Below are 26501 nucleotides of genomic sequence, written 5' to 3'. Positions count from 1 at the left end.
AGACAATAAAGTGCCTGCAAGCGCTAAATGTGATTTTGTGCCTGTGCAGGCACAATTTAAAAGCTGTGGGACATGGTGCACTTTATGTTGGGCTATCAGCTCAGCTCGGGGATCGCTTCTTCTACGGGTACAGCATAGCTTTCGACGGTACGGCCAACATTATGCAGTGTCAGCGCCCCCAACGGGCGTGCGGTGCATTTCTTGCATAGGCTGTCTTCGCTCACCACAATCTGAGCGCCAATCTTTTTGCCATAGTCGCCAAGCCGTGCCGCGATATTCGCCGCCTGCCCAACCACGGTGAAATCTAGCCGCTCTCTTGAGCCGACGTTGCCGTAAATAACTGATCCAAATGCGATTCCTATGGCGCAATCGAGATCTGCCACATCCGTGTCTTTGCGCATCTTCATCAGCGACATTGTGCTTTTGCGCGCGGATTTCACGGCTTTGGCGCGGGCTAGGTCTGCGTTGTCTCCGGCCGGAAAGACGGCCAAAACCGCATCGCCTATGAATTTCAACACTTCGCCGCCGTTTTCATGCACGATGTCTGAAGTGCTTTCAAAGAACCGATTGAGCAGGGCGATATAGGCAGTTCGCCCAAGTGTTTCCTGCAGCCGTGTGGAACGGCGCAAATCGCAAAACATGATTGCGGCGTCGATTTCGTCGCCTTCCCCGCGACGAATTTCACCACCCAGCACGCGAGAGCCAGAGCGTTTGCCCACATAGGTTTCAAGCAGGGATCGCGCGTTTTCACGTTGGGAGAACACTTCATAGAAACGGGCAACAACCGCAGAGCATTCAAAGATCAGACCCAGATCATCGGTGCTGAACCCATCCGGGTGGTCTGAAGCAACGGTCAGAACATTGATGCGCCCGTCCGAATACGGCAGCGGCATGGCCACATAATCTGTTGCACCATCACGTTGCAGATCTTCGAGAATGGGAAAGGCTGCAATGTCTGATTCTTCTCTTAGGCGATGCCGTACCCCACCCAATCCTTTTGAAACGTGGCGGATGGGGCTGTTGTGATAGGCGGGCTCATCATAGATTTCATACGACGGCGTATAGATCGTTACCTTGTCGGTCTGTTTCGACCAGATGAAGTTCTTTCCAGCAATCATCGGATGTAGCGACCAGGACATGACCGACAGGCGCGACAGGCTGATACCTTGGCTGCGCATTTTATGGGCCAATGCACTGGTGAAATCTTCTGGCGTCTGGATGAAGGCCGCTTCACGCAACAGCCAATCAATCATTGGGCCCGAAATATTATCATAGGAAGGGCTCACGATCTGATTGTCACCAAGATCAATGTCCAGGCCGCAATCCTTGGCAAAACTGACGAAACGGTTGACCTCTTCCACTTCTGGCATCGGGCGCTCATAGCACCAGGCTGCATTGTCGATATTGGTTGTTTCGGTGTTCAGATCATAATACCGCGCGGTGCCTTTGAAGGGGCAGAAGGTGCGCAGATCATCGCGTTTGACCAGCGATGATTTCAAATCACGGATCGGCAGGTAGACAGAGGGCGCTTGCCGTGTCTCATACATGACCTTGGCGCGATTGCACTTCGCAATCAAAATACCATTGTGGCGGACAAAAACCGGATGCGTAAGATCTTCAACAAGAATACCGTAGCCGCTTCGGTTGGGGGGGAGGTGCACATCCATGTCCCGGATCCTTTGCTGCAACCTGGCGCAATCAGCTAAATATGGGATGTCTTATATGGTTTTTCCAGAACATTCGGCGCATTTAGATCATGCGAATGACATCTTTACTGATCGCCAGCACATAACCACGTTTGGCGATGTTTTTCACCAACAGCTCGCTGACCATCTGATTGCCCAATGTATCGCGCAGACGTTTGATCCTTGTGGCGCCCGCGGCCTCTTCGCAATCGGTGCTGTCTCGGCCAGAAATCACCGCCTCAATCTCTACGCCAGATAAGACATCCCCATCGAGGCGGGCCTCGGCCAGCACGGCCAGAGTTTCCATCGCAGCAGGCGTCAGCTTGAAGCCCATATTGTTCAGATAGACCATGTTTTCATCACGGCTGATCAAGAGCTCGCTGACCTGAATGCCGTCGCGCTCAATCTGTGCCATGCGTCGGTTCATGGTGACGAGCAGTGCCAAAACCACCAATGCGGCCATCATCATTGCGGTGGCAAAGATCAAAAGAACAAAAATCACCATACGGTAGCTGCTGAGCGTATCGGCAAAGGCTGTACCGGACTGCGCGAGAATTTCGAGCAGTTTGATTTCGGCCTGGGTGGTGAGATCATTTTCCACAAAGAGCTGTTCAACGCGGGCATTAAACGCATTTGCATCTGGCAGCGTCAGCAGCAAGAAAGTGCCGGCAATGGCCAACAGCCCCACCACCGCAGCAATGCCAAGATAGATGATGCGACTGCCGGTTTTGCGGATCTCAGAAACGGAGATAGTAGGGTCCTGCATTGCCCTTCCTTTGCTGCAAGCCATCAGGGCCAAAAACCGAAAGCACGTTGAGCAATGTCCATCCATCTGCGGAGATGCGCTGTGCGATTTCACCTTTGGCTGCCCCCTTCTTGCAGGGGCCCCTCAATTGAACCACGCCGTAGTGCAGGCGCAAGGGGCTATCTTTTTTTGCCTTATAATCGGCAAAACATTCCTCTGCATGGCTGGGGGCAGCCAGTGCGAGAGTGCAGGTGGTGACAATAAGGAACAGGGTTTTTTGCAACATGACTCCACCATGCGTGTTGTTGCCGCGATATTCAATAACCACAGGGGGTTGATGGCAATGATATTGGATAACAAGGGGGCGATATTGCCTGTCTGAGGGGCAAAACCCCAATCTGTCTTCAGCACCGAGGCGCATGTTTGAGTGACGCGCTTTGCCCAGACAGATTTAGAAGGTTGAGACCCATGAAAACCCCAAATAGCCCCAAGCCCCACCTGAAGTTCATCGCAGTTATTCTGGCCCTTTCCATTGGTGTCACCGGTTTCAGCACCGCACCGGCGCGTGCGGGGGATGATGTTGGAAAATTCATCGCAGGTGCCGTGGTTCTGGGCCTTGTTGGTGCAGCGATCAATGAGGCGCGCAAAGATGAAAAGCGCCGCCATAAACGCCAGACCCATTACCACAACAATCACAATAATGGTCACCGTCCCCGGCCACTGCCCGCGCCGGTCGCACGCTATGACCTGCCCAGCCAATGTGTGAAAATTGTCCCACAGTATAGCCACAGCCGCACCGTGGTCTCGCATCGCTGCCTGAAGCGCAATTATGGCCACGTCCAAAGCCTGCCGTCTAAATGCGGTATCTCTGTTCGGGCAGGTGATAGACATCGCAAGGCGTATAAAACCCGCTGCCTGCAAAATCATGGCTACCGTCTGGTAAGCCGCTAACCAACCACATTGAGGCCCGTTTGCGCACGGATCGTGGGTGGAAAAGGGGAGGCTTAGTCCTCCCCTTTTTGTTGCGCAAAATGCCAGGATCGCGCATCCATTTGGGATGGAACAGCCTGATTACTCTCTTGAACAGGCCGCGATAGAGCGCGGCTATCTTCGAATTGCTGGTGTGGATGAAGTGGGTCGCGGCCCGCTTGCCGGTCCGGTTACTGCGGCCGCGGTGGTGCTAGATCTAGCGGTTTTGCCCGAAGGGTTGAATGACTCCAAAAAGCTGAGCGCAAAAAAACGGGCTTTGGTCGAGCAGGAAATCCTCGCCAAGTCGCAGGTGGCGATTGCCCATGCCAGTGTCGAAGAAATTGATGAATTGAATATCTTGCGTGCATCGCATCTGGCGATGGAGCGCGCGGTTGCAGCCTTGGATCCGGCACCGGATTATTTGCTGATCGATGGCAACCTCATCCCCAAGGATCTGAAATTGCCTGCTGAATTTGTCATCAAAGGGGATGCAAAATCTCTTTCGATCGCAGCAGCGTCGATTGTTGCCAAGGAAGAACGTGACAGAATTATGGTGGACTTGGGGCAACAGTTTCCAGGATTTGGATGGGAGAAGAATGCAGGGTACCCCTCCAAGCAACACCGTGATGCATTAAAGACACTAGGTGTGACACCACATCATCGGCGCAGTTTTAAGCCCGTACACAAGATCTTGTATCAAGAGTAAAGCGTAACCCATCAGAATAAAAAACAAATTGACCTAGTTCGCCCGATCACCCATCCTGTTGATAACCAAAATGAGCGTCAAAAGGCGCCGTGGTTTGAGGCAGAGACAATGAATAACACCATCGAAAAGGGCGCGGCAGCGCTCCCTTTAAACACGATTATTGGTGGCGACTGTATCGAAGTAATGAACAGTCTTCCCGAAAATTCGGTTGATCTGATTTTTGCAGATCCGCCCTATAACTTGCAGCTCAAAGGCCAGCTCCACCGCCCCGACAACAGTAAGGTTGATGCGGTTGATGATCACTGGGACCAGTTCTCCAGTTTTGCGGCCTATGATCAGTTCACCCGCGACTGGCTGGCTGCTGCGCGCCGGGTGCTGAAGCCCAACGGCTCAATCTGGGTGATTGGCTCTTACCACAATATTTACCGTGTCGGCACGGCGATCCAAGATGCAGGCTATTGGATCCTGAACGATGTGGTGTGGCGCAAATCCAACCCGATGCCGAATTTCCGTGGCAAGCGGTACACCAATGCCCATGAGACGATGATCTGGGCCTCCAAGAAAGAAGGTGCAAAATACACCTTCAACTATGAGGCGCTGAAATCTCTGAATGAAGGCATTCAGATGCGCTCTGACTGGGTATTGCCGATCTGCACCGGCCACGAGCGTCTGAAAGACGCCAATGGCGACAAGGCGCATCCGACCCAGAAACCCGAATCCCTGCTGCATCGCATCCTGATCGGTTCCACCAACCCTGGTGATGTTGTGCTGGATCCGTTCTTTGGCACTGGCACCACCGGTGCCGTTGCCAAGATGCTGGGCCGTGAATTCATCGGTATTGAACGCGAAGAATCCTACCGCGAAGTTGCTGAAAAGCGCATCAAAGCGGTGCGTAAGTTCGACCGCGAAGCGCTGCAGGTAACCGCCTCAAAACGCGCAGAACCGCGGGTTCCGTTTGGCCAGCTGGTTGAACGTGGTCTGCTGCGCCCGGGCGAAGAGCTGTTTTCGATGAACCGCCGTCACAAGGCCAAAGTGCGCGCTGATGGCACTTTGGTGGGTGACAATGTCAAAGGATCGATCCACCAGGTTGGTGCGCATCTTGAAAACGCCCCCAGCTGCAATGGCTGGACCTATTGGTGTTTCAAACGCGAAGGCAAAACCGTTCCCATCGATGTTCTGCGTCAGCAGATCCGGGCGGAAATGCAAAACTGATATCTAGCTGAACAACCAGATACCGCCGGTGCGCCTCTGCGTGAGATGCACCACACCTGACCCCGCCTTTTGGCGGGGCCTTTTTCATTTAACGTGGCAGTGGATTCTGGGCGCGATTGTAATCTGTCCAATCCGTTACATCAGGATAGAACTGCTTGCGCCAGGCGCGCACCTTGGGGTTCATGATGCGTCGCCAAACCGGCGGTATCATCGCGGCTAGGGTCATAATCGGATAGCCATAGGGCAGCTGGGGCGCTTCGTCTTCTTTGTAGTTCTGCAACAGCGGAAAGCGGCGATCAGGCTTGGTATGATGGTCGGAATGGCGCTGCAGATTGATCAAGAGCCAATTGGTGGCCTTATGGGCGGCATTCCAGGAATGGCGTGGTTTGACCGGCTCATATTTGCCATCGCCAAGGTGCAGACGCGTCAGACCGTAGTGCTCGACGTAATTGGTTACCTCAAGCTGCCAGATCGCGATGCCTGCCTGCACCAGAAACAGCAGCAGACCTGTCCAGCCCGCGACCATGAGCGCAAGTGCCATCATAGATGCCTGCAGCGCCCAGTACCGTAAAAACGGGTTGCGGCGGTGATACCAGGGTAGACCCTTGCGCGCCAAAAGAGCCCTTTCAGCATGAAACGCGGAATGCCAGCTTTGTCGCAAAACGCGCGGGTAAAACCGGTGAAACCCTTCATTGTAGCGCGCGGTCACCGGATCCTTGGGCGTGCCCACATAGCGATGATGCACCAGCAGATGTTCTGAACGGAAGTGGGAATACATCACCATAGCCAGAAGAATATCCCCGAGCCAACGTTCCAGTTTGTTGCTCTGATGCATGAGCTCATGGCTGTAGTTGATGCCAATTGTCCCGCTCATCACCCCCATGCCAAAGAAGATGCCAAACTTTTCAAGCCCGTCTAGATGGGCGGCCTGGCTGACATATGCAATGAGACCAAAGAGCGTGATAAATTGCGCAGGCATCCAGACCATTGTAAGGCGACGATACCAGATGAGCTGCGTATCCTCGGTTTCGGGGGCTGCGTTTTCTAGGTTCAGCCCCAATACCGCATCAAGTGCGGCAAAGAGATACCACGTGGCCAGTGGTGGCAGCAGGATCCACCATCCACCCAAAATGGCGGCGTTCCAGATCAGCGGGATCAGAAGAAATGACATCCAAAACGGCAAAGCGCTGCGCCAATGGGACAGCGGTCGTTGTGGTTTTGGGTCTGGCATGGCTCACACTCCAGCAGATTGGCGCGCGTTGGAGGCGACCTTAGTCCGTAAGTCTCACAAGCCCAAGCCCTTATCTGTGCGACATATTTTAAAGGCCTTGCGCATAACCGTTGGCATATCCTTGGGATCAAACTGATGCCGCGAAACCATCAGACGCGGCGCGTCTGGATGGTAGTCCTCGGGAAGCTTGGCGGTATGAACACGCAGGATCAGATGGAAATGGGTAAAGGTGTGGCGAACTTCGGCACCAAGCTCCTGCCATTCGGCTGCAAAAGGTGGGGAGTCTGTTGGCGCATCTCCCCATTCGCTGGTGGGCCAGCACAGCATTCCACCAAGCAATCCCTTGTCGGGGCGCCGTTCCAACAACCAATCACCTGCCTCTGATCGTGCAAGATAGATATGGCCATAGCGGGTTGGCTTTGGCGCCTTTGGTGTTTTCTTTGGCAGCTCAGACGCGGTGCCAGATTTTCGCGCCTGACAGGGAGACAGCCAGGGGCAGATACCGCAGGCCGGGGATTTCGGGGTGCAGATCGTTGCGCCAAGGTCCATCACCGCCTGCGCATAATCGCCTGGACGTGTATCTGGTGTCAGGTGGCTGGCATAATCTTTGAGTACGGGTTTTGAGCCGGGCAAGGGCTCATGACAATCATGCAGGCGCGCCATAACCCGCTCCACATTGCCATCCAGCACGGTTTCGGATCTATCAAATGCGATCGATGCAATTGCTGCTGCCGTATAAGGGCCGATGCCCGGTAGCGCGATCAAACCATCGTAGCTGTCTGGGAAAACGCCGCCGTGGTCATCCGCTACAACGCGCGCACATTTCAGTAGGTTGCGCGCCCGCGCGTAATATCCAAGGCCTGCCCATTCGGCCATTACGTCTTCATCTGCGGCAGCCGCGAGATCGGTGACTTTGGGCCAACGTGTGGTGAAGCGCATGAAATAGTCGCGTACTGCTGCGACGGTGGTTTGCTGCAACATCACTTCGCTAAGCCAGATCCGATAGGGATCAGGCGCAACCCCGCGCAGCCGTTCAGACGGAGGCACACGCCAGGGCATTTCACGTGCGTGTTGGTCATACCATTGCAGCAAAGTGCCGCTCATCTCGGTGGGAACAATCCCAAAATCACGCATTCGTTATGCCCTATGCCGCTGAATATCTTGTTCTCGGGTGCTGGCTCTTTACATTAGTGCTCTAGGTCTAGCAAAACCATTGATATGTCATTCAGACGATCATCAACACGCGGTTTTAAACGCACAGGCTCGGTTCTCAACGAGCAGATTCGCAAAGCGGGCGAAACCCGTGGCTTTGCGGTGTCTAAGCTTTTGACCCATTGGGAGGAAACCGTTGGCGCAGATATTGCGGCGGTGGCACGTCCCGTAAACATTGGCTATGGGCGCGGATCCTTTGGTGCAACGCTGACGGTTTTGACGACCGGCGCACAGGCGCCCATGCTCGAGATGCAAAAAGAGCAGCTTAGGTCGCGGGTAAATGCGGTTTACGGCTATAATGCGATCTCAAAGATCCGGATCACCCAAACTGCGCCCACAGGGTTTGCAGAAGGTCAGGCGGTGTTTCAGCACGCGCAGGCTGAGAAAAAGCCAAAGCCTGCGGATCCTGAGGTGCGAAATGAGGCAACCCACGTTGCAGAAGGTGCCCAAGACAGCGAATTGCGCGCAGCACTGGAAAATCTCGCGCGCAGTTTCTTAACCAAACAAAAATCACAAGGGAAAGGGTAACATGACCCGTCTTAAATCTGGATTGTTGGCCGCTGCGGCGTTCACCTTCGCAACAGTTGGTTTTAATGCTGTTTCGGGCCAGGGTGGCTCACCGCTGGCTGGTGCTGCTTATGCGCAGGACGCAGCTGAGGTCGATACATCCACCATTGTTGAAATGGTTCAAGGTGCCGAAGACGCGCCGGTCACATTGGTCGAATATGCGTCCTACACCTGCCCGCATTGCGCGCGTTTCCATGAGGATGGTTATAAGAAGCTGAAAGAAGAATTTATCGACACCGGCAAGGTGAAGTTCATCTACCGCGAGGTCTACTTTGACCGCTATGGCCTGTGGGCATCCATGATTGCGCGTTGTGGTGGCGGTGACAAATTCTTTGGGATCACGGACTTGCTGTTCAAAGAGCAATCCAATTGGGCCCGCGCTGGTGGACCGACTGAGATCGTAGACGAGCTGCGTAAAATTGGCTTGCTGGCAGGTATTGAGAACGAGCAGCTGGACGCCTGCCTGCAAGATAGCACCAAGGCGCAGACGCTGGTGAGCTGGTATCAGGAAAACGCCACGGCCGACAAAGTAGAGGCAACTCCTAGCTTTGTGCTGAACGGCGAACTCATTCGTAACCAGCCCTATGATGCATTCAAGAAGCTGATCGAAGCCGAGCTTGGCAGCTAATGTATTCCTTGCACCGTCCCTAGTTTGGGGGCGGTGCAATTTCTTTCAGCTTTGCGCTGAGGCCCGCCTCTTCAAAAAGGTCCAGGCGCACCGGCAAAGTCAGCACTTTCATGCGAAAACTATCTGGCAAGCGCACCGCGTCTTTTTCCGTGGTGACAAGCTGCGCGCTCAATAGTTTTGCCTCGTTTTCCAATCGGGCCATCAAGGGCGCTGACAGAGGTTGATGGTCGTCCAGCGCCTCTGTTTTCACAACATCCGCACCAAGCGCGCGCAGGGTGGCAAAGAATTTCTCAGGATGGCCGATTCCAGCAAAGGCCAGAAACCGTGTGCCCTGCCACATCATCCCGGTTTGCAACGGGGCAAGCCAGCCTTTGGCGTGGGCGATAGGGATGTGGTGTTGCCAAAGTTCTGAAAACCGATCTTGTGCGGTCGTCCGACCAATGGACAGGACCAGATCTGCGCGCTTCATCCCCTCGGGCACAGGCTCTCGCAGGGGGCCTGCGGGCATGCAGTGCCCGTTGCCAAAGCCCTTTTGCGCATCCACCACAATGATGGAGAAATCTTTGTGAACACTTGGGTTTTGAAACCCGTCATCCATGATCAGCACAGTTGCACCGGATTTCTCAGCCATTTTGGCCCCGGCAGCGCGATCTTTCGACACGCAGACCGTGGTAAAGGCCGCGATCAGCAAGGGTTCATCACCAACATCTGCGGCGTTATGCTGGTTGGGGTCGACCAGAATGGGACCTTCCAGTTTGCCACCATAGCCGCGGCTCAGCACAACGGGCGTATGCCCCATGTTTTGTAGTGTCTGCACCAGCCAGATGACCGTGGGGGTTTTACCAGTGCCACCTGCGTTTAGATTGCCGACGCAAATTACGGGGATATCGAGCTTGTGGGGCGTGCCAGATTGCAGACGTTTTCGGGTTGCACGTGCGTACAGAGCCCCCAGCGGCCGCAGTAGCAGCTTTCGCAGGTCGCTTTCTTGTGGTGGTTTGTTCCAAAACTCAGGTGGTTTCATCGCCCATATCCGGCATATCCAGCAGATCCTGCGTTATTTCCAACAGTTGGTCGGTGGTTTCTGCGCCTTTGGTCACAAATGTCCAGCCCGCCAGTGCCATTTGTGCGGCAAGATCGGGTGCCGACAGGGTGATAACAGCGTCAGAAAGCTCTCCCATAGAGCGCACCTGTTGTGCTGCGCCACAGTTTTTGAGCTGTTCATAAGCCTCGGTATGTTCGCTGATGCCCTTGCCAAAAAGGATCGCAGATCCAAGTGCAGCTGCATCCAGCGGCGATTGGCCACAAAACACCCGTTCCAGTGAGCTTGCGATAAGTGTCACCGGTGCAAGCCGATACCACAGGCCAAGATCTTCGCTATCACACAGCAGCACCTGATTGTGCTCTTCCGGTTCTTCGCCAATTTCCCAATCCGCAAAGCTTAGTCCGGCACCACGGATAATGGCGCGTGCTGCTTCAAGATCAGACCAGTTTTCGAGTGACACCACCAATAGCAGGCGGTGCAAAAGTTTCAGCGCCTTGCGATGCGCATTGAGGATCGTAGTCAGCTCTTGCAGCTTTACATGTGACGCAAGCCAGATTGGGCGTCCTGCAAGAACCTTTTGCATGGTAGAAAGGTCTTCATCTGCACAGCTTGGCGGACAGGCTGAAAGGCTCAGCGGGGCGGTGACCGTGATGCGGTGATCCGGCACACCGGTACGGATAAGATGTTCCGCCACCAGTTTCTGCGGGGTCAGGATTTCAGCGAATCCGTTAAAAACCTTGCCGCGCGAATCTGGCCACAGACGCGAGGTGCGGTTTGGCAGCTCCTCCATCAGCACATCCACGAGCAATGAGGGTATGTCATTTTCCCGCAAAACTCGGTTCAACCCACGGCGCATGTCCCCGCCAGACCAGATGCAAAGGTCCGGCTGCCAGCGGTCCAGAAACTGGCGGTAGGCGGCATAGCTATCCTCTGGCAGCTCGCCATGAATAATTTCATACGCCGGATCATGCGGCGGCGGGTTGAGGTCAGCAGGCCAGGTGGTGAGCAGCGTCAGGTCGGGGAAATGATTGCGCAGCCGCTGTGTCAGATCACGCAGTGCAAGAATGCGTTGGGTCGTGGTTGCATAGACCCAGATCAGCTTCCCTTCGGGGCGGATCTGTTCTGCTACATCTGATGCGTTTACTCGGCGCAAGGCCATCGCACGTCACGTCCTTTAAATTGATCTTGGCAGCAAGGCTCAAACGGGTTTGAGCTGTTGATGCAGGTTTTTATGAAGGGTTGGATTGGCCGCTATAACGCCGTCCAATTGAGGGATAAGATTGTTGAATTTCAATGCTTCGCCGCTGCGTGTGGTGCTGATGCCACCGGCTTCGCGGATCAAAAGATCCCCGGCTGCGATGTCCCATTCCCAGCTGGGGCGCAGGGTGAGCATGGCATCATAGTGGCCCTGCGCCACACGAGCGAGCCGATAGGCAAGGGATGGTCTATGCGCGCGCTCAATCGCAGGAACATCGCCGTTGCGCCAATGCATGGGATCAAGGTTGTTCTTTGTTGCAAGGATCGATGCGCCTGTCAGCCCGTTGCGCTGTGACACCGAGATGGGCTCCCCATTGCAGCGGGCGCCTTCTCCTTTGGCTGCAACAAACATCAATTCGCGCTGGGGCAGATACACCACGGCTGCGGTGACTTCGCCGTCTTGTGCAACCGCAATCGAGTGGGCCCAGGTGCGTGACCCTTCAGCAAAGCTGCGGGTGCCATCGATGGGATCCACGATAAAGACGCAGGACTTCTGGCAGCGCTCAGTGTTGTCTTCGGTCTCTTCTGACAGCCAGCCATAATTCGGGCGCTGTGCCATCAAGGTTTCGAGCAAATATGCATCAACCGCCAGATCGGCCTCTGTCACCGGTCCAGCGCCATCCGGCTTGTCCCAACGTTTGGCGTTTGGACCGCTATATTGGCTTGCGATATCACCGGCTTTTTCTGCCGCTTCGATCAGAAAGGGCAGGTCAGTTGCCGGCAATGGTCATCCCTTCGATCAACAGCGACGGCACCACGCGGGACAGATAGGCCCGGCCATCATTGGCGGCGATCATGTTGCGCAGCATGTCTTTTAGATTGCCAGCGATCGTGCATTCGTTCACCGGGTATTGGATTTCGCCGTTCTCTACCCAGAAACCCGATGCACCGCGTGAGTAATCGCCGGTATTGGCGTTAATGGTGGAGCCAATCATCGATGTCACCAAAAGCCCGGTGCCCATATCGCGGATTAGATCATCACGGTTTTGCGCGCCGGGGGTAAGGGTGATGTTCCAGTTGGCCGGTGAAGGTACCGATCCGATGCCACGGGCCGCATTGCCAGTGCTTTCAAGTTCAAGCTTGCGCGCAGAGGCCAGATCAAGCGTCCAGCCGGTCAGAACCCCATCTTTTACAATCTCTCGTCGTTGGGTGGGCAGGCCTTCGCCATCAAAGGGGCGCGACCCGGCCATGCGTGGGCGAAACGGGTCTTCGATGACAGACAGCGATGCGGGCAGTACCTGTTCACCCAGATGATCTTTGAGCCAAGATGCGCCCCGTGCAATGGCGGCACCATTGGAGGCGGCCAAGAGGTGCCCAATCAGCGAGGATGAAATGCGTTCATCAAACAGAATAGGAAAACTGCCGGTTTCTGGTTTCTTTGCGTTCAGCTGTGCAATAGCGCGTTCCCCTGCGGTGGTGCCGATTTCGGCAGCGCTGCGCAGATCTGCCTGAAATGCACGGGAATCGCCATCATAGTCGCGTTCCATGTCAGTTCCGCTTCCCGCAATCGCGGCACAGGACAGGGATCGGCTGGAGCGCGCGTAGCCGCCAGAAAACCCGTTGCTGGTGGCCAGGTGAACGCGGTGACGCCCGTATCCCGCCGCCGCAGATTGCACCTGTGTCACGCCTGAAACGGCCAGTGCCGCGGCTTCGGCTGCCAATGCATCTGCCTGTAACGCATCTGGTGCAGGTTCGGGGCTGTCATCAAAGAGTTCAAGCGTGGCCCAATCGCGGTTTGATGCCAGCTGATCAGCTGTCGCCAGCCCAGTGTAGGGATCTTCGGGAGATTCCTTGGCCATCGCCACCGCGCGTTCAGCCATGGTTTGGATTGTTTCGGGTCGTGCGTCCGAGGTTGACACCAGCGCCTGCTGTTTTCCGATGAACACCCGCAGGCCCAGATCGACGCCTTCAGACCGTTCTGCATGCTCAAGCTTGCCACCGTGCACCTCTATCGAGAGGGATTGCCCTTCGGCAACAATTGCATCAGCGGCTTCGGCACCTGCAGCTTTGGCGGCATCAATCAACGCGTGGCACAGCGTTTCGGGCGTGTCTGTCATATCAACCTGCTCATCTGTTTCTCCTACAGAGCTAGCCAGCCAGCTTAAGCCCTGCAAGCCCAGTTTTGCAAAACGGGCCGCACAAATGGCGGCCCGTTTGTTTAGAAGTATAGCGCGTTTATTTGATGCGCTGGCCGTTTGCGATGATTTTACCACCGGTCTCGAACTTGATTTCCGAAGTCAGCGTGTCGTCGCCTTCGCCCGGAACGGCCAAGAGCCCCATCATCAGACGTGCCCCGCCAGCATCGCTTTCGCTCATCAGGCCCATCTTGATCAGGTTGTCGATCAGACCATTGGCACCAACGAGCTTCAGTTTTGCCAATCCTGTAGGTGCGGGCATGCCATCGTAGGATTCCAAATCGGCGTTATCGAGTTCGAAATCACCGGTCCCGGTGAGCTCTGCACCCGCTGCACGCAGCAACAGATCGTTGATTTTGACCGAGTTGAACAACGCAGGCACATCATCATCAACCTGCGCGGTTGCAGCGGTGTCCGGATCAAAGACATCGATCAACAGGCGACCCTTACCGGTGAGATCAACCACCAAAGATGCCGGATCATGCGGCAGCGTACCGGTGGGGTCTGCCATCGCCCAGATTGCTTCTGGCACGTTGAAGTCTTTCAGCGTGATGCCCAGACCAAAGTCTTTGTCTTCTTCTGAAACGCCAGTTGGCATCTGCAGTTTCATACCGATCTGATCAGCAGAAAATGCAATTGGCAGGGGAAGGTCGCTTGCAAAAACCGACACATCGCTTTTGTTTTGAATAAGGTCGTAGACCAGAGTGTCTTCGTTCAGCACAAACTTGAACACGCCACCCTGCGACGAGGATGTGGCTTCAAACTCGTCCGACCCATCTTTGCCGGATACTTTGTTCTGGCCGCTGCCAAAGGTGAAAGAGCCATCAAACGCGGCGCCAGAGCGCAGCGATGTAAAGATGTTTGCGGCGTCGAATTTTTCAGGTAGCGCACTGTTCGCAATATAGGCGAGGTCTTTCAGTTCACCCACAAAGGAGCCGAAGTTGTTTTCATTTTCGGGATCTTTGAAGCTGACGTCATAGGACAGCGAGCCAATGGTGCCTTCTTGCGTGATATTGCGCTGCTCGCCAATTTTGGTTTGAGCGTCAAACAGGATTTCCTTGGCAATAAACGCGGTTTTCACCGCATCGGCTGGGATCTCTTCATCTTTAGAGCTGAATTTAACGAGAGAGAATTCGTTAAACTCCGATTCGTAGCGTGTGCTCATGTCATCGGGATCACCGCTGACCACAACCGGCGCACCATCGGTGCGGAAGGCAACAACGCCTTCGATCGTGTCATCATCGGTTGGGATGGTGAACGTTACTTCAAACTCTTCTGGTGTTGTCACATTGACAGAGCCGTCGCCATTGTCGACCAATGCAAGGTCAGGCAGCGACATAGAAACCTTACCATCTAGATCCGGGATCGCGATATCAAAGGAGACATCGGAAACAGTCAGCGTGTCGCCCTTTTGGCTTTCGCTCGCTTGGACCACGTAGCCGCTGCTTTCCATATAGGACTTCCATTCGGACCACACGTCCTGAGGGGAGACATCTGCCCAGGCATTTGGGGCCAGAAAAACGGTGAGAGCAGCAATGCTACAGCCACGCTTAAAATTGACGGACATTTGAATACCTTTCCTTGTGATCTATTGCGCAAGATCTGATTTCGCTGGCGCTGGCCGTGGGGTAAGGCTGGACCAAACCCCATTGGCAAATTACCACGTTTCAATATCAAAGAATTGGAGTAGCGGCCTATGGATTTCAACGACAAAACGGTGATTATCACCGGTGCAAGCCGCGGAATAGGTGCCTCGGCTGCGCGGATCTTTGCCGAAGCGGGTGCAAATGTGGCGCTTTTGGCCCGTGATCAGGCTGCGCTTGCTGCTCTGGCGGCAGAAATCGGCGACGCGGCGTTACCATTGCAGTGTGATGTTGGGGATTATCAGTCCGTATCTGCGGCTGTTTCCAAAGCTGTAGATAAATGGGGCCGGGTGGATGTATTGATCAACAATGCCGGCATGATTGACCCGATCGCCCGTCTGGAAAACGCGGATCCCGCTGACTGGGCGCAACTGATCAACGTTAATATCAACGGTGTTTTCAATGGCATGCACGCGGTGCTGCCGCATATGAAAGCAGTGAACGCGGGCACGATTATCACCGTGTCTTCCGGTGCTGCGCATCGCCCGCTGGAAGGCTGGAGCGCCTATTGTACCTCCAAAGCTGGCGCTGCGATGTTGACCCGTGCGCTGGATTTGGAAGAACGCGCATCGGGCCTGCGCATCATGGGCTTGTCGCCCGGCACCGTGGCCACCCAGATGCAACGCGACATCAAGGCAAGCGGCATCAACCCGGTGAGCGATTTGGATTGGGAAGATCACGTCCCGCCAGAATGGCCCGCGCGCACGTTGCTGTGGATGTGCACTCAAGATGCCGATGAATTCCTGGGAACAGAAATTTCCCTTCGTGAAGAAACTATTCGCCACCGTGTGGGGTTGCTATGATCAACGTTGAAAAATCTGATAACGGTCTCTGGGTTGTGACGCTCGACCGGACCGACAAAGCCAATGCGCTTACATCCGTGATGCTGAGTGAACTTATCGCTATCATGCAGGACGCCCATGCGGCGCGGGGCCTGATCCTGACCGGGCGCGGCAAGGTCTTCAGCGCTGGTGCTGATCTCGAGGAGGCAGCAAAGGGGCTGGCGGTGTCGCCTTTGTGGGAAGAACTCTCTGCCGCTGTTGCAGCGCTGCCGTGCCTGTCAATCGCAGCTCTGAACGGCACTTTGGCCGGTGGGGCGAATGGTATGGCGCTGGCCTGTGATCTGCGGATTGCGGTGCCAACGGCCAAGTTCTTTTATCCGGTGATGAAGCTTGGCTATATGCCTCAGCCTTCAGACGTGGTGCGGATGAAGAACCTTATTGGTTCCTCACGCGCTAAGATGATTTTGGCCGCCGGGCAAAAGGTGCTGGCCGAAGAAGCGCTGTCATGGGGGCTGATTGATCGTATTGTTGCGCCCGACGCCTTGTTAGACACTGCATCCGAACTCTTGCAAGACAGTCTTGCTGCGGATCCTGAAATCGCCAAGGGCATTATCCAAAGCTGCCGCTAGCGGTTTCGTCGTTTTCCGGGCACGCGCGATTGAAAGTCAGCTGGGCGCTTTGACACCCAGTTGATGAATTTCGCAAGCCTTGGGTGGCTGCGCAGGGCAGAAATTGTTGAATAGTCACGCGCGAGCTCAGTTTCAGTCAGGCTCGCGTGAATCTCTTTGTGGCAGATGTGGTGCAGCAAGACCGTTGGTCCGCCCTTGCCGCCCTTCAGCCTGGGGATCAGGTGATGCTGGCTTTGCGGCACATGCGCTGGGATCGGGCGTTCACAGAGCGGGCAGATCGGCTCTTCCATGGCAGGTCTCGTCAAAAACGGTGTCTTCCATTACATGATGGAACAACGCGATATGACAAGAGCAGAAAAACCGATGGAATGGGATGCAGTTGTGATTGGTGCCGGTCCGGCGGGGCTGATGGCCGCAGATGTGATCTCTGCCGCAGGTCGTCGGGTTCTGGTGCTTGAGGCGAAACCATCGATTGCGCGCAAGTTTCTGATGGCCGGAAAGTCTGGGCTCAATCTTACCAAGGATGAACCCCTATGCGATCTGCTTTCGCATTTTGGCACGGCGCAAGACTGGCTTGCGCCCATGTTGCGCGCCTTTGATGCTGATGCTGTTCAAAGCTGGGCACGCGGTCTTGGGCAGGAGCTTTTTACTGGTTCAACCGGCCGAGTGTTTCCAAAGGTCATGAAGGCATCACCGCTGTTGCGCAATTGGGTCGTGCGATTGCAGCGCCAGGGTGTTGAGATCCGCACCCGTTGGTATTGGAACGGGTGGGACGGTGATGCGCTGCGATTTTCGACCCCGGATGGGGAGCAGCTGATTTCTGCGCGCGCAACCGTTCTGGCGCTGGGCGGGGCAAGCTGGGCGCGGCTGGGATCAGATGGCGCATGGGCGGATATTTTGCGCGATCGCGCCGTGGAGTGCACAGAATTTGCCCCGGCAAACGCCGCGCTGTCGCTGCGCTGGAGTGATCACATGCAGCCCCATTTTGGTGCAGCGCTCAAATCGGTGCGATGGCATGCGGGCGATCTTAGCAGCCGGGGTGAGGCGATCCTATCCGCGCGAGGCCTGGAAGGGGGCGGGCTTTATTCGCTGACGCCTGCTTTGCGGCAGGGTGCAACGTTTCACGTGGATCTAATGCCCGATGTGACACTGGACGCGGTGCGCGCACGCTTGCCAAAATCGCTACAAAAAGCGCGCCTGTCGCCGTGGTTGAAAAAGACTCTTCGCCTGCCACCGGCCAAAGTGGCGTTGTTTAATGAAATGAATGCCGGGCAGAAGCTTGCGCCCGAGGATTGGCCTGCCTTGGTGAAACGTCTACCGATCAAAGGCTGGGATATCCGCCCGTTGGATGAGGCGATCTCGACTGCGGGTGGGGTGTGCCAATCTGCGGTGACAGATGATCTGATGCTGGCCGCGCTCCCCGGCACTTTTTGCGCCGGAGAAATGCTCGACTGGGAAGCGCCCACCGGTGGTTATTTGCTCACCGGTTGTTTTGCCACTGGGCGCTGCGCGGGTGCGGGCGTTTTGCGTTACTTGAGCAGCGGTAAAACTCGCTGAAACGCAGGGCGCGCGCGCATTTCTTTGGCGTGTTCCAGCATCTCTTTGTTGCTTATCTCAATATTGGCTGACTTTGCCCATCCCATGCAGTGGGTGAAAATGATGTCTGCGGCGGTGAAGTCTTCGCCACACAGAAACGGGCCGTTCTTTTCCTGAGCGAGACGATCAATGTTTTGGTTCAGTTCCCAGACAATGCTGTTCTTAAGCGCGGGCACCCGGTGCTCTTCGGGCAGGATGATCTTGTGGCGCGCATTGACCCAAAGCAGCGCATCAATTTCATCCATCAGGCGAAAGATCATTGCGTTTTGGAGCGCCCGTTGCTGGCTGCCCGCTGCCGCCAAAAGCCCGCTGTGCTTATCGGCCAGATATTGCATGATGGCCGAGGAGTCAGTCAGCGTGAAATCACCATCACGCAGAATGGGGATTTTGCCGGATGGGCTGATTGCAAGCACCGCGTCACTGCGTGGGGGATGTGGTTCCAGCTGATATTGCTGCTCCAGTTCCTCAAGCGCCCAAAGAACACGGGCAGCGCGGGTCGCTGGCAATCCAATCACAGTATACATTTTAGCCTCATCGCTCTGACGTTTGCATAACGATGGGCATGAGGGCGCCGCCAATCAAGTGCGACCTCGCGTTAACGGGCGCGGCTCAGTATTGAGAGCCGGATCAAAGCGCGTTCCATCAGCGCCAGCGCCGGTGCGGTTTGCCCGGCGGAACGCAGTTGTAGGTCTGCGTCTGTCAGCACAGTAAGCGCGGTTTCAAGCCGGTTTGCGCCCCAGCCCTGCGCCTGACGCAACACCCGGTCGCGGCGTTTGCCATAAAGCGGGGGGCGCAGGCGGTCAATGCCCTGTGCCGGGCCACCGGGATCTGAGGCCACAGTATAAAGCCTGCGGAAATGCCGCGTCGCGCCAATGCACAATGACACGGCCTGTGTGCCCTGCGCCTGCAGCCGCCCCAGAACCGGGCCGATTTCAGTGGTGCGCCCTTCGGCCACGATGTTCAGCAAATCATCCAGCGCAGCCTCGGTCGATTGCGGCGCGACCGCATCAATATCTTCGATCGCCAGCGCGCTATTGTCGCCATGTTTATACAGTGCCAGCTTTTCGATCATGCGGGAGAAATCGCCGGGGCCGATGTCATTGGCGATATCCACAAGTGCCGACATGCTGTCATTGGGGACGTCTTTGATCTGCGCCTCGCCCAGAATACGTTCAATCTCACTGCGGGAGGGGGGATCATCGTAGATCCCTACCGCAAAGGCATTATTGTGAGTTTCAAAGGCTTTGCGCAGCTTGGATGAGGCTTTGAGCTGCCCTGCAGTGATGACAATCTGCGCATCTCCCGGCGCCCATTCTTCCAGCGCGCTGAGGATTGCGGGGGTGGCACTGTCATTGGCCCCCTCGACAAAGACCGCACGTGGGCCGGGGAAAAAACCAACCGCCTTTACCGCATCGAGCAGCTGTGCGGGATCTTTGCGTAAATCTGTTCCCGGCATGCGCGCCAGACGCATTTCTTCTTCGGCGGTTGGGCCAAGAAGAGCGGCAAGCAACTGCTGACGTTTAAGCGCCACCCGCATGGCATCGGCACCATAGATCAGAATGCCGGTTTTGTCGGCATCTGGTCGTGCGAAATAGCCATCTGCCTCGCGGGTGTTGAGCTTCATTGCGCCGCCGCAATATCAGCGTTTGAATAGAGCCGTGTTACGATTTGATTGGCCAAGATCTCCATCAGGCGTTCTTCGGCGTCGCGTTCTCCGGCAAGGGTTTCCACAGTTGAACCTGTGGCTGAGTAGCCAGTGAAGTTTTTGGCGGTGCCGCTGGCCATCACAACCCCATCAGAAAGACGTGTCAGCGTGTATTTTGCGGTGCCTTCCACAGAGAAGCGCGTGATGTCATTGTCTGCGGTAATCGCCTGACCTTCGCTTTTTTGCTCAAGCTCAAGATCAAGCTGATAGGCCTGCAAGGTGCCACGACCGAGTTTTTCCTCCAGTGAGCGCACCAATGCATAGGCAGCGACATCGCTGTTGGATTTCACTTTTTCAGGCGCGGCAACCAGCACCCGATCATACAGTGCATGCCCTGCACCGCCCGGCGCATGCACCGGAGTAAAGCCGCAGGCACCCACAAGGAGCACCAGCGGCAGAAGCAGTATATGTTTAAGCCACGACATTGACGATACGACCCGGAACTACGATCACCTTCTTCGGCGCGTTGCCATTCAGTGTTCTTTGCACAGCTTCATGGGCGAGGGCGATTTTTTCAACCTCGGATTTATCCATATCCTTAGCCACTTCAATTTCACCCCGGCGCTTACCGTTGATCTGAATTGGCATGACCACGGTGTCTTCAACCAGCATCGCCTCATCTGCAATGGGCCATGGAGCTTTTGCAATCAAACCTTCACCCCCAAGCATTTCCCAGATGGCTTCGGACAGGTGCGGGGTCATCGGTGACATCAGCTGCGCGAGAACCTTGGCGGCCTGTTGTTTTGCCGTGCCGCCCGCCTTGGATTTCGCCAATGTGTTGGTGAAACCATAAAGCTTTGCGATTGAGGCGTTAAAGCCAAAGCTCTCGACGCCCAAGGTGACATCCCGGATGGCTTTGTGCATTTCACGTAAGAGCGCATCATCATCTTTGCCTTCACCAGCGTCCAGCGCAGCAGCATCAGCTGCGATACGGTAGACGCGCGACAGGTGTTTATGTGCGGCCTCAGCCCCGGATGCAGTCCATTCCACATCCCGTTCCGGCGGGGAATCAGACAGCACAAACCAACGCGCGGTATCGGCACCATAGGCAGAGATAATCGCCAGCGGATCCACCACGTTGTTTTTGGATTTGGACATCTTTGCCGATGGAATCACTTTGATCTTTTCACCGGTCTCTTTGACAAAGGTGCCACCATCACGCTCTTCGACTTCTGCCGGATAGTGATAAAGGGTGCGGCCGTTTTCATCCTTGCGCTCGGCGTTTTCAAAGATCGCGTGGGTCACCATGCCCTGCGTGAAGAGCGCATCAAACGGTTCAATCGATTTTTCCGGCAGGTGGCCACAGATCTGCATCGCACGGGCAAAGAAGCGTGAATACAGCAGGTGCAGGATCGCGTGTTCGATACCACCGATGTATTGATCCACGTTCATCCAATATTCGGCCTCGGCCATATCGGTGGGCGTGTTTGCGTGTGGCGCGGTGAAACGGGCGAAATACCAGCTCGAATCGACAAATGTGTCCATCGTGTCGGTTTCGCGCAGCGCAGGTTCACCACATGCCGGGCATTTGCACTGGCGCCAGGTCGGATGACGGTCTAGCGGGTTGCCCGGCTGATCAAACGTCACATCATCGGGCAGCTCAATTGGCAGGTTCTCTTTCTTCTCGGGAACCACGCCGCATTTTTCACAATGCACCACCGGAATTGGGCAGCCCCAATAGCGCTGACGCGACAGGCCCCAATCACGCAGGCGGTATTTGGTGACGCCTTCGCCCCAGCCCTCAGCTTCGGCTTTATCGACAGCAGTGTTCACACCTGCTTCGCCTGTTTGCTCAGCCTCGCCTGCGAAACCTTTTACATAGCGAACTTTTTCCGCCTTGGTTGGAACATAAGCTTCGCTCAGCTCACCAGGGTTTGCCGGATCTTCAAACACTGGAATGATTGGCAGATCGTATTTGGTCGCAAATTCAAAATCGCGCTGATCATGCGCCGGGCAGGCAAAAATCGCGCCGGTGCCATAATCCATCAGGATGAAGTTTGCGATCCAGACCGGCAGCTCCCAGTTGGGGTCCAGCGGGTGTTTCACGCGGATGCCGGTATCAAGGCCAAGCTTCTCAGCGGTTTCAATCGCTTCTTCGGTGGTGCCGCCTTTGCGGCATTCGGCGACAAACTCGGCGACTTTTGGGTCCGCAGCCTCCAGTTCTTTGGCAATCGGGTGATCTGGAGAGATGCCAACAAAGGACGCACCCATCAAGGTGTCGGGACGGGTGGTGTAAACGTCGATCGGCGCGCCGCCGTCCAGACGTTCAAACCCAAATTGCAGACCACGGGATTTGCCGATCCAGTTTTCCTGCATCAGACGGACCTTGGCCGGCCAGTTTTCAAGGGTATCCAGCGCGGAGAGCAGTTCTTCGGAGTGGTCCGCGATCTTAAAGAACCATTGAGTCAGCTCGCGACGCTCAACCAGTGCGCCCGAACGCCAGCCCCGGCCATTTTCCACCTGCTCGTTGGCAAGCACGGTCATATCAATCGGATCCCAGTTCACCACCGCGTTTTTGCGGTAGACCAGACCTTTTTCGAGGAAGTCGAGGAACAACGACTGCTGCTGGCCGTAATATTCCACATCACAGGTGGCAAACATGCGCGACCAATCAAGCGAGAGGCCAAGCGGCTTCATCTGCTCAACCATCGTGTCAATATTGTTGTAGGTCCATTCCTTCGGGTGGCCACCAATGGCCATCGCGGCGTTTTCCGCGGGCATGCCAAAGGCATCAAACCCCATCGGGTGCAGCACATTGTGCCCGGTAGACAGCTTATAGCGCGCGATGACATCGCCCATCGTGTAGTTGCGCACGTGTCCCATGTGCAGCTTCCCGGAGGGGTAGGGGAACATCTCTAGCACATAGTACTTCGGCTTATCCGCCGTTGGCTTGGCTTCAAAGATCGAGGCCGCTTCCCAGGCCTCCTGCCATTTCGCTTCGACTTGCGAGGCTTCGTAACGCGACATCTTGAGCGGTCCTTTGCATGAAAACGCCGGGTGCATGACCCGGCGCTGTAATACGTGTGTTTGTTCGGCGAATCCAGTCCGCCACATACTTTGCCGGGATCAGAACTTTTTATCGGCAATGCGCAGCTGACGTGCACGCGACAGAATTGCATCTTCTACCGCACGTGCGGTGCCTGCGCTGACCGCACGGCCATTGCGGGTTTGCAGTGCAACATTCAGCGAGCGCGCATCAAGCGCTGGGTCTTTGATGTGCACAGTTGCACGATAAGCTTGGTTGCCGCCGGGCGGGTTGCCAAATCCGGTGACAATAACGCCGGTGAAAGGATCAACGGATTGAACGGGCAGAAAATCCAGAACTTCCAGCGAGGCCGCCCAGAGATAGCGGTTCACTTGAACGCTCTGTTCACCTTTGCCGCGTTTGAAGGCATCAAACAGGGTGGTGCGGCCTTCAACAGGCAGGCCTTCTTCGATGGCGCGTTCCCGATCGAGGAACTCACCCGAGTTTCCCGTGGCTTTCTTGGCCTCGTCACGCTTTCCCAAGACACCGCAGCCTGCCGTAATGGCCAGAGTTGCGACCAGTGCCAAATTCACAATCCAACGCATTTTTCGGCAGCTTCCGTTCGTCATTTCGATTGCCTTCAAGTCCTAGACAACCCTGAGCAATGCAACAAGCCTATTCTTGCGGCCGATTGGCCTAGCATGTGGTTCTTTAGGCCGTTGATGGGGCTTGCAGCGGTGATTGAGCGCGGAATCGATTCTGGCCATCGCTGTTTTGAGCGGTGGTTGGCGACACATTATATATATACGCTTTCTGCGGTATCGTTTTGGCTGAACTGTATGGGCGCTAACAACTCTCACCTGCTTTGAGCTGTTCGATTCTGCGAAAATCTCCCGCTTTGAGGGGGGCAGATTTCAGTTGGCAAAAACTTGCTTGCCCCGGTTGGGGGATGGCGGCAGTTGCGAAATAGCTGATAAAATCAAATTAAAACAATGCCTTCGTCAAGCGCAGTTGTGTGTCAGGGGTGTGACATCGATGGTAACAACTGTGGCATCGATGCATCATCTTTGTGTGATTGAATTCACTCAAGCCGTCACGCAGTTGTGAAAACTTTTGGAGGTGCGATAACACTCTCGTACTCAGACAAGCGCGGGATGTGCTGTTTGGGATAGGAAATCTACAACCCGAGGGAAAATCATGAAAAAGATTCTCTTCGCTACCACCGCGCTGATCGCCACCGCAGGTGTTGCAGCTGCAGACGTAAGCTTTGGCGGTTACGGCCGTTTTGGTCTGTTCTACGATGAAGGCAATGAAGCAAAAGAAACTCGTCTGGAGCAGCGCTTCCGTCTGAACATCACCGCAACCGCAGAGAGCGATGCTGGTGTTGAATTCGGTGGTCGCATCCGTCTGCAATCTGATGAGAAATCAACCGGTGGTGCAGCGGGCTCAGGTCCTGGCGCAGCTGGCTTCTGGGTATCCACCGGCGGCTTCCGTCTGGACCTGGGTAACACCTCCGACGTTCTGGACTCCGGCGACATCGTCAGCTTCTACGGCAACGGCGTTGGCCTGACCGCGTTTGTAGAGCAGTCCGACGCATTCGGTGGTGACGCGAACGGCTTTGGCTCAGGTAACCCTGACCGTCAGACCGTAAAGGCACGCTACACCGTAGGTGATTTCACTGCAGCGGTCTCTTTCACCGAAGAGTCGGAAGACGCAGCTGTAGATCTGGAAGATCACTGGAGCTACTACCAGATTGGTTTCGCGTATGATTTTGGTGTTGTAAGCGCTGGTATCGTATACGGTGACCGCGACTCCGATCGTGCAGCATTTGATCTTCTTGAAGACACAAGCTACTGGATTATCGGTGTTTCCGGTGAGCTGGGTCAGCTGTCTTACAACTTGACTGTTGGCGAAGACGATCTGGTTGACGAAGTAGCGTATGGTCTGTCCGTTGCTTATGATGTTTCTTCCGCAACTACTCTGACTGCAGTTGTTGCAGACAGCGGTGTTGACTCCCTGGACGAAGTTTACGGCGTTGGCTTCAAGCACAGCCTCGGTGGCGGTGTTTCCCTGCGCGGTGGTGTTGGTCAAGAAACCGACGGCGACACCCTGGCAGATCTGGGTATCCGCTTCGACTTCTAAGTCGATCGAATATTCTTAAATCCTTCGGATTTAACGGTGAAGGCTCCCATATTGGGGGCCTTTGCTGTTTTGGGGGTTCTTAAAATTGCCATATAGCTCACGGGCTTGTGAGATTTTTATTGAACTGAAATGTTGTCTGTGTAATCTATTTCACAAAGGGCCACCTGATTGTTCGAATGGGGTGGCGTTGTTTTAACCAGTGGCCTGATGTTTTGATTCCGCCGTGAAGAAGATTCACAACGGAAAAACGCCAGTTCTAAAGATGGAAGGGTATATTCGCGACGAGGGCAGTGATGAACTTCAACCTCGGATAGTCAGTGTTGTGCAAATACATGGCTATCACACTGTGGTTGGCAGATATGTAACTTAAGTCTCAGTTCTTCTTGAGAATTTATGCTGGTGGCGCTGTGATTTTGGCGTTTTCACCTGTTGCATTGCTGCATCATTTTTTTTCTATCGGTTCGGGTGGTGAGGCCCGAGGTTGCGCACGCGCTCTGAAAAGAGACAAACCGTATGCGTACCTAGACTCATGTCCTCCGCAAGGGTTTAGGCAAGGAAATCTAAACCCGAGGGAAAATCATGAAAAAGATTCTCTTCGCGACTACCGCGCTTATCGCAACTGCTGGCGTTGCAGCTGCTGAATCCAACGTAAAACTCGGCGGTTATGGCCGTTTTGGTCTTGCGTACAACGACGGTGCAACTGGCACACGTAAAGAAACGCGTCTCGAGCAGCGTTTCCGCATCAACATCTCCGCATCTGCTGAAACCGATGCAGGCGTGAAAGTTGAAGGTCGCTTCCAGCTCGAATCCAACGAAGGTTCTTCTGGTGGCGCTGCAGGTGACGGTCCTGGTGCTGCTGGTTTTGCAGTATCCTATGAAGGCTTCCGCCTGGACCTCGGTCACGTATCCGACGTTATCGACTCTGGTGATGTTGTTGACTTCTTTGGTCACGGCATCGGTCTGACCGACCTGATCGAATCCGACAACACTCTGGACGGTGTGATCGACGCAGAAGGCTTTGGCGAAGAAGACATCTTCCGTCAAACTGTAAAAGCACGCTACTCTGTTGGTGATTTCACCGTTGCTGCGTCGTTTACTGAAGAAAACGACAGTGCCGACGCGGTGGCTGAAGAAGAAGACTACTCCTACTACCAGATCGGTGCGGCGTATGACTTCGGTACATTCGCTGTTGGTGCGGCATTCGGTGAGCGCGACGACGCCGCAGAAACCAGCTACTGGGTTGCAAACGTATCTGGCGACTTCGGCAACCTGTCTTACAACGTACTGGTTGGTGATTCCGACGCGCTCGACGCAGGTGACGCAGACGTAGGTTACTCGATCTCCGCAGCGTACAAAGTTTCCAGCGCAACCGAAATCCGCGCATTGGTTGCGGGCGGTGGTCTGGCAGACCTCGACGGTGGTGACGAAGCGTTTGGTCTGGGCTTCCGCCACAAACTGGGCGGCGGCGTATCCCTGCGCGGTGGTGTTGCACAAGACAGCGAAGGCAATGACCTGGCTGACCTGGGTATCCGCTTCGACTTCTAAGTTGAGCCGACATATCTAATTTTGGGGCGGGCCTATTACAGGCTCGCCCTTTTCTTTTGGGTGAAAACCGTGTTTGTCTGCGCCAAGCAAAAGATGAGGTCGCCC

26 protein-coding genes are annotated in these 26501 nt (G+C 55.2%); 10 read left to right on the top strand and 16 right to left on the bottom strand.

Features of this window, described 5'->3' with window-relative positions:
- Positions 1–95: 95 nt before the first annotated feature.
- The 3 genes from GG681_RS04110 to GG681_RS04100 form a co-directional block, all read right to left on the bottom strand.
- Positions 96–1667 carry a DUF427 domain-containing protein gene (locus tag GG681_RS04110; protein ID WP_153545395.1) on the bottom strand — a complete coding sequence of 524 codons (1572 nt, stop codon included), beginning with the start codon at positions 1665–1667 and terminating at the stop codon, positions 96–98.
- 82 nt (positions 1668–1749) lie between these two features.
- Positions 1750–2451: a winged helix-turn-helix domain-containing protein gene (locus tag GG681_RS04105; RefSeq protein WP_153545393.1), complete on the bottom strand. Its 702-nt coding sequence runs from the start codon at positions 2449–2451 to the stop codon at positions 1750–1752.
- A complete protein-coding gene (locus tag GG681_RS04100) occupies positions 2423–2716 on the bottom strand; it encodes a hypothetical protein (RefSeq protein ID WP_153546119.1) in 294 nt (97 codons plus the stop codon). Before GG681_RS04100 ends, GG681_RS04105 begins: the two co-directional genes overlap by 29 nt.
- A 182-nt stretch (positions 2717–2898) precedes the next feature.
- Between GG681_RS04100 and GG681_RS04095 the strand changes: the two genes are divergently transcribed.
- The 3 genes from GG681_RS04095 to GG681_RS04085 all read left to right on the top strand — a co-directional run bounded on the left by GG681_RS04095 (position 2899) and on the right by GG681_RS04085 (position 5317).
- Positions 2899–3381, top strand: coding sequence for a hypothetical protein (locus GG681_RS04095; RefSeq protein ID WP_153545391.1), 483 nt, complete (start codon positions 2899–2901; stop codon positions 3379–3381).
- A 106-nt stretch (positions 3382–3487) separates the two neighbouring features.
- A complete protein-coding gene (locus GG681_RS04090; protein ID WP_153545389.1) occupies positions 3488–4105 on the top strand; it encodes a ribonuclease HII in 618 nt (205 codons plus the stop codon).
- Between the two features lie 108 nt (positions 4106–4213).
- Entirely contained in the window at positions 4214–5317 is a 1104-nt protein-coding gene (locus GG681_RS04085; RefSeq protein WP_153545387.1) for a site-specific DNA-methyltransferase, read from the top strand.
- A gap of 88 nt (positions 5318–5405) precedes the next feature.
- On the opposite strand, the gene GG681_RS04080 is transcribed toward GG681_RS04085, so the two are convergent.
- Positions 5406–6548, bottom strand: a complete 1143-nt coding sequence (locus GG681_RS04080; RefSeq protein ID WP_153545385.1) for an alkane 1-monooxygenase — start codon at positions 6546–6548, stop codon at positions 5406–5408.
- Between the two features lie 54 nt (positions 6549–6602).
- Entirely contained in the window at positions 6603–7682 is a 1080-nt protein-coding gene (mutY, locus tag GG681_RS04075) for an A/G-specific adenine glycosylase (protein ID WP_153545383.1), read from the bottom strand.
- 84 nt (positions 7683–7766) lie between these two features.
- Between mutY and GG681_RS04070 the strand changes: the two genes are divergently transcribed.
- On the top strand, positions 7767–8288 hold the full coding sequence (locus tag GG681_RS04070) for a DUF721 domain-containing protein (RefSeq protein ID WP_153545381.1): 522 nt from the start codon (positions 7767–7769) through the stop codon (positions 8286–8288).
- Between the two features lies 1 nt (position 8289).
- The gene (locus GG681_RS04065; protein WP_153545379.1) at positions 8290–8955 is read left to right on the top strand and encodes a DsbA family protein; all 666 of its coding nucleotides are present in this window, start codon (positions 8290–8292) and stop codon (positions 8953–8955) included.
- 19 nt (positions 8956–8974) lie between these two features.
- Here GG681_RS04065 and lpxK read toward each other — a convergent pair whose 3' ends face one another.
- From lpxK to GG681_RS04040, 5 genes are all read right to left on the bottom strand, one after another.
- Positions 8975–9976: a tetraacyldisaccharide 4'-kinase gene (lpxK, locus tag GG681_RS04060; RefSeq protein ID WP_153545377.1), complete on the bottom strand. Its 1002-nt coding sequence runs from the start codon at positions 9974–9976 to the stop codon at positions 8975–8977.
- Complete coding sequence (locus tag GG681_RS04055) at positions 9963–11156, bottom strand: 3-deoxy-D-manno-octulosonic acid transferase (RefSeq protein WP_153545375.1); 1194 nt, start codon at positions 11154–11156, stop codon at positions 9963–9965. The genes lpxK and GG681_RS04055 overlap by 14 nt, the downstream gene beginning before the upstream one ends.
- 39 nt (positions 11157–11195) lie before the next feature.
- Positions 11196–11978, bottom strand: a complete 783-nt coding sequence (locus GG681_RS04050) for an inositol monophosphatase family protein (RefSeq protein WP_153545373.1) — start codon at positions 11976–11978, stop codon at positions 11196–11198.
- A complete protein-coding gene (locus GG681_RS04045) occupies positions 11965–13311 on the bottom strand; it encodes a TldD/PmbA family protein (RefSeq protein ID WP_153545371.1) in 1347 nt (448 codons plus the stop codon). The genes GG681_RS04050 and GG681_RS04045 overlap by 14 nt, the downstream gene beginning before the upstream one ends.
- A 118-nt stretch (positions 13312–13429) precedes the next feature.
- Positions 13430–14956 (bottom strand): DUF2125 domain-containing protein, encoded by a 1527-nt coding sequence (locus GG681_RS04040; RefSeq protein ID WP_153545369.1) that lies wholly within the window; start codon positions 14954–14956, stop codon positions 13430–13432.
- Between the two features lie 129 nt (positions 14957–15085).
- Here GG681_RS04040 and GG681_RS04035 point away from each other — a divergent pair, with 129 nt between their 5' ends.
- The gene (locus GG681_RS04035) at positions 15086–15835 is read left to right on the top strand and encodes an SDR family oxidoreductase (RefSeq protein ID WP_153545367.1); all 750 of its coding nucleotides are present in this window, start codon (positions 15086–15088) and stop codon (positions 15833–15835) included.
- Positions 15832–16443, top strand: a complete 612-nt coding sequence (locus tag GG681_RS04030) for an enoyl-CoA hydratase/isomerase family protein (protein WP_153545365.1) — start codon at positions 15832–15834, stop codon at positions 16441–16443. The genes GG681_RS04035 and GG681_RS04030 overlap by 4 nt, the downstream gene beginning before the upstream one ends.
- Here the strand turns inward: GG681_RS04030 and GG681_RS04025 are convergent.
- Positions 16440–16733 carry an HNH endonuclease gene (locus tag GG681_RS04025; RefSeq protein ID WP_153546117.1) on the bottom strand — a complete coding sequence of 98 codons (294 nt, stop codon included), beginning with the start codon at positions 16731–16733 and terminating at the stop codon, positions 16440–16442. The two genes, GG681_RS04030 and GG681_RS04025, sit on opposite strands and share 4 nt — an antisense overlap.
- Positions 16734–16785: 52 nt before the next feature.
- On the opposite strand from GG681_RS04025, the gene GG681_RS04020 reads away from it, so the two are divergent.
- On the top strand, positions 16786–18000 hold the full coding sequence (locus tag GG681_RS04020) for a TIGR03862 family flavoprotein (RefSeq protein WP_235899724.1): 1215 nt from the start codon (positions 16786–16788) through the stop codon (positions 17998–18000).
- On the opposite strand, the gene GG681_RS04015 is transcribed toward GG681_RS04020, so the two are convergent.
- From GG681_RS04015 to GG681_RS03995, 5 genes are all read right to left on the bottom strand, one after another.
- Positions 17973–18563: a glutathione S-transferase family protein gene (locus GG681_RS04015; protein ID WP_153545363.1), complete on the bottom strand. Its 591-nt coding sequence runs from the start codon at positions 18561–18563 to the stop codon at positions 17973–17975. The two genes, GG681_RS04020 and GG681_RS04015, sit on opposite strands and share 28 nt — an antisense overlap.
- A gap of 71 nt (positions 18564–18634) precedes the next feature.
- Positions 18635–19663, bottom strand: a complete 1029-nt coding sequence (holA, locus tag GG681_RS04010; protein WP_153545361.1) for a DNA polymerase III subunit delta — start codon at positions 19661–19663, stop codon at positions 18635–18637.
- Positions 19660–20169 carry an LPS assembly lipoprotein LptE gene (gene lptE, locus GG681_RS04005; protein ID WP_153545359.1) on the bottom strand — a complete coding sequence of 170 codons (510 nt, stop codon included), beginning with the start codon at positions 20167–20169 and terminating at the stop codon, positions 19660–19662. Before lptE ends, holA begins: the two co-directional genes overlap by 4 nt.
- Positions 20156–22711: a leucine--tRNA ligase gene (leuS, locus tag GG681_RS04000; RefSeq protein ID WP_153545357.1), complete on the bottom strand. Its 2556-nt coding sequence runs from the start codon at positions 22709–22711 to the stop codon at positions 20156–20158. Before leuS ends, lptE begins: the two co-directional genes overlap by 14 nt.
- 99 nt (positions 22712–22810) lie before the next feature.
- Positions 22811–23314 carry a DUF3576 domain-containing protein gene (locus GG681_RS03995; protein WP_153545355.1) on the bottom strand — a complete coding sequence of 168 codons (504 nt, stop codon included), beginning with the start codon at positions 23312–23314 and terminating at the stop codon, positions 22811–22813.
- A 592-nt stretch (positions 23315–23906) separates the two neighbouring features.
- On the opposite strand from GG681_RS03995, the gene GG681_RS03990 reads away from it, so the two are divergent.
- The gene (locus GG681_RS03990; RefSeq protein ID WP_153545353.1) at positions 23907–24851 is read left to right on the top strand and encodes a porin; all 945 of its coding nucleotides are present in this window, start codon (positions 23907–23909) and stop codon (positions 24849–24851) included.
- Positions 24852–25430: 579 nt separating this feature from the next.
- Entirely contained in the window at positions 25431–26396 is a 966-nt protein-coding gene (locus GG681_RS03985) for a porin (protein ID WP_153545351.1), read from the top strand.
- Positions 26397–26501: the final 105 nt, after the last annotated feature.

Source organism: Tritonibacter aquimaris (genome assembly GCF_009617595.1).
Taxonomy (GTDB): Bacteria; Pseudomonadota; Alphaproteobacteria; order Rhodobacterales; family Rhodobacteraceae; genus Epibacterium; species Epibacterium aquimaris.
The sequence above is the reverse complement of the archived record's forward strand: the minus strand, read 5'-3'. Positions and strand labels throughout refer to the sequence as shown.